Raw genomic sequence first — 3,804 nt, 5'->3', positions numbered from 1 at the left:
ATTTTCAGCCTCCTGCGCGGGGCAAGACAAACAGAATTATAAGCCCGCGGCAGCTAGTACAGGGTAGCGAAGGCATGGCAAAGAAACCAACGACGACGAGAACTCTCGACAGCGACGTGGCCAGGGAACTGGAAAAGGCGCTCGATCTCGACCTCAGCAACGAGATCGGCAACGGCGACCTCGACATCGCGGCTTCTATGGAGTATCTGGAAGCCCAGATATCCCAGGCGGCCGACGAGTTGGCGCGCGAGGGACGCAATCATAAGCCGGAACAAAACCCGGAGCCCGTGGTCAATCAGAACCACGCGGCGAAACCCGCGCCCAAGGCCAAGCCTGCCGAATTGCGCCCCGTGGAACCGCGCAATGGCGCCCAGCCCGCGGGTTTCGCGCCGGCCAATGACGATCGCCAGAAGGACTACAAGACGCTCCTGCACAGCCTCAACAGGCGTGCCTCGAACACCATTTACTGGGTCGTCGCCTTCGTTTCGCTCGCCTGGTTCGCCGGCGCCGGCGGTTTGGCCAATCTGCTTTTCGGACCGAGCATCTGGAGAATCCGTACGCTCGACCAGTTCCTTGCCCGTCCGGAGCTGATCGGCCTTGCGGTCGCGGCCATCGTGCCCGTCATCCTGTTCTGGGCCTTCGCCGCCATGATTCGCCGCGCCCAGGAAATGCGCATCGCCGCACAGTCGATGACCGAAGTGGCCTTCCGCCTGACCGAGCCGGAAAACCTTGCCCAGGATCGCGTCATGATGATCGGCCAGGCCGTTCGTCGCGAGGTCGCGGCCATGGGCGAAGGCATCGAACGCACGCTTGCCCGCGCGGTCGAGCTGGAAACGCTGGTCCACAGCGAAGTCAACCAGATCGAACGCTCCTATTCCGAGAATGAATCCCGCATCCGCTCGCTGGTCGACGGGCTCGGCAGCGAGCGCGAAGCCGTCGTCACCCATGCCGAGCGCGTCCGCGCCTCGATCACCGGCGCGCATGAGACGCTGAAGGACGAGATCGGCGCCGCCTCCGACATCATCCGCGACTCGATCCTCAATGCGTCGACCAAATTGTCGATGACGATCACCAATTCCGGCGACACGCTGATCGATCGCATCAACGAAAGCTCGATGTCGATCTTCGATTCCGTCGAAGGCCGGCTCGATTCGATCACCGACCGTCTGTCGACCTCGGGCGAGGCCTTCGCCAGCCTTCTCGACACCCGCATTGCCAAGCTGACGGACACCACGGACGGCCTGACGCGGTCGTTGACCGACCTGCTCGACGATCGCACCACCGGCATGGTGTCGCTGCTTGGCGGCGCCGCACGCACCCTTAATTCCGAATTCGAGGCCAGCCTCAACGGCATCGAGCGGACGCTCGCCGAACGCGGCCAGGCCCTGATCAGCGAGTTCCAGACGCGCGCCGAGGCGCTGGACACCGGAACGCAGAAGCTCAATGCGGCACTCGAAGCCCGCGCCCGCCAGATCAACGAAACGCTGGTCGAGCGCGCACGCGAAATCGCCCATACCTTTGCCGAGAGCAAGGACACGCTGTCGGCGATGATCGATCAGGGCAAGACCCAGATCGGCGCCGACATGGCCGACATCGTTACCTCGACCTCCTCCATGCTCGAAGCCCGCGCCAGCGACTTCGCCGGACGCATGGAAGCCGCCCGTCACGTCGTGTCGCGATCGTTCGACAGTGACATCCAGCGGCTCGCCGACGCCCGCGTCGGCATCGAGGAAGCCGTCGAGAACCACAGCAGGAAGCTGTCCGAAAGCCGCGAGCGCATGGCCGCGGCCATGGAGGCCGACCTGGAGAAGTTCGCCGAGGGCCGCGCCGGCATCGATGCGGCGGTAACCAACCAGGTGCAGAAGCTGGCCGAAGGCCGCAGCCTGATCTCGCGCGCTCTCGAAGAGGACCTGCGCAAGGTCAATGAATCGCGGGCGGCCATCGATGCATCGCTCGGCAGCCATCTCGAAAGGCTGGAAGAAGGCCGCAACAGGCTCTCCACTGCCCTAAACGAAGACTCTGGGAAACTGGTGCAAGCCCGCACGATTATTGATGAAATGGTCGCGGGCCATGTCGGTAAGCTCGCCGAGGGCCGCAACATTCTGTCACGCGCCCTGGAGGCCGACCTCGGCAAATTGTCCGACAGCCGCGCCAGCATCGACGGTCTGGTCGCCGGTCAGGTCGAGAAGATCGCCGAGGGCCGCGCCGTGCTCGCCAAGGCGTTGGAAAACGACATCGTCGGCATCAAGAGCCTCATCGAAACCCATTCCGCCAAACTGGCGGAGGACCGCACGCAGCTTTCCCATTCGCTCGACAGCGATCTGTCCGGAATACGCGGCCTGATCGAAAGCCACTCGGGACGGCTGGCCGAGGACCGCGGCCTGCTGTCCCAGACGCTTGAGGCCGACCTTGCCAAGCTGGCTGAAAGCCGTTCGAGCATCGACGGTCTGGTCGCCGGTCAAGTCGAGAAGCTGGCGGAAGGCCGCGACATTCTCAAGCGCGCCCTGGAATCCGATCTGAACACGATCAAGGGCGTCATATCGAGCCAGTCGGAAAAGCTGGCCGAGGATCGCGGTCAGCTTTCCCGGGTCCTGGAAGCCGATCTGCAGAATGTGAACAGCGTCATCGCCGATCACATGAACAAGCTCGTCCAAGACCGCTCCGCGCTGTCGAGGGCCCTTGAGGATGACCTCGCCAAGCTGGCCGACAGCCGTTCCAGCATCGACGGGCTGGTTGCCGGTCAGGTCGAGAAGCTGTCCGAGGGCCGAGATATCCTGCGGCGTGCTCTGGAATCCGACCTCAATGCGATCAAGGGCACCATTGCCGACCAGTCGCAGAAACTGGTCGATGACCGGGCACAGTTCGCCCGGGCGCTCGAGGCTGATCTCGAAAGCGTCAACGGCTTGGTCAACAGCCATTCCGAAAGGCTCGTGCAGGACCGTTCGACGCTGTCGAAAGCGCTTGAAGCCGACCTCGAAAACGTCGGCGGCCTCGTCAACAGCCACGCGGAAAGGCTCGTCCAGGAGCGCTCGACCCTGTCGAAAGCGCTTGAGGACGATCTCGGCAAGCTGGCCGAGAGCCGCTCCAGCATCGATGGCCTGGTCGCCGGCCAGGTCGAGAAGCTCGCCGAGGGCCGCGATGTTCTGAAGCGCGCGCTAGAAGCCGACCTCGCCAAGCTGGCCGAAAGCCGCTCCAGCATCGATGGCCTGGTCGCCGGCCAGGTCGAGAAACTGGCCGAAGGCCGCGACATTCTCAAACGCGCCCTCGAAGCGGACCTGCAGAAGCTGACCGAAAGCCGCAGCGGTATCGACGACGTCATCGCCGAACATGTCGGCAAGCTGTCCGAAGGCCGCAATATGCTGACCCGCGCGCTGGAAGACGATCTCGGCAAGCTGGCGGAGACCCGCAAGGACGTCGACCGCTCGTTGTCGGGCCATATCGACCAGATCGCCGCCAGAAGCTCGGACATCTCTGCCGCGATTGCAGGAGATGTCGAGAAGATCGAGCAGGCATTCAGCCGCCAGACCGGGATCATCGAGGAGCGTGCCGGAACCATGGAGCGTGCGCTGTCGACAGGCGTGGACAACGTCCGCGCCGTGCTCGAGAAGAGCGCCGTGTTTGTCGCCGGCGCCCTGCGCGAAAAGGTGCTGGAAGTCACCAGCACCCTGCACGAGCAGGCCGGCGCCGCTTTCAGCGACGCCGACCGCAAGATCGCCGAGCGCGCCGAGCAGACGTCCGCCGCCCTGCTGGCGCGGGCCGAAGACATCGCCCGCACCTTCGAGGATGCAGACCGTCGCCTCCACG

The 3,804-nt window shown here is 64.1% G+C and carries 1 pseudogene; it reads left to right on the top strand.

The features are described from left to right. Nucleotides 1–74 precede the first annotated feature (74 nt). Nucleotides 75–3,804 (top strand): annotated as a pseudogene (locus EOD15_RS30390) (kinesin); the annotation flags it as partial.

The organism is Mesorhizobium sp. M7A.T.Ca.US.000.02.2.1 (assembly GCF_003996995.1).
Taxonomy (GTDB): Bacteria; Pseudomonadota; Alphaproteobacteria; order Rhizobiales; family Rhizobiaceae; genus Mesorhizobium.
This window is presented reverse-complemented; position numbering and strand designations above follow the sequence as displayed.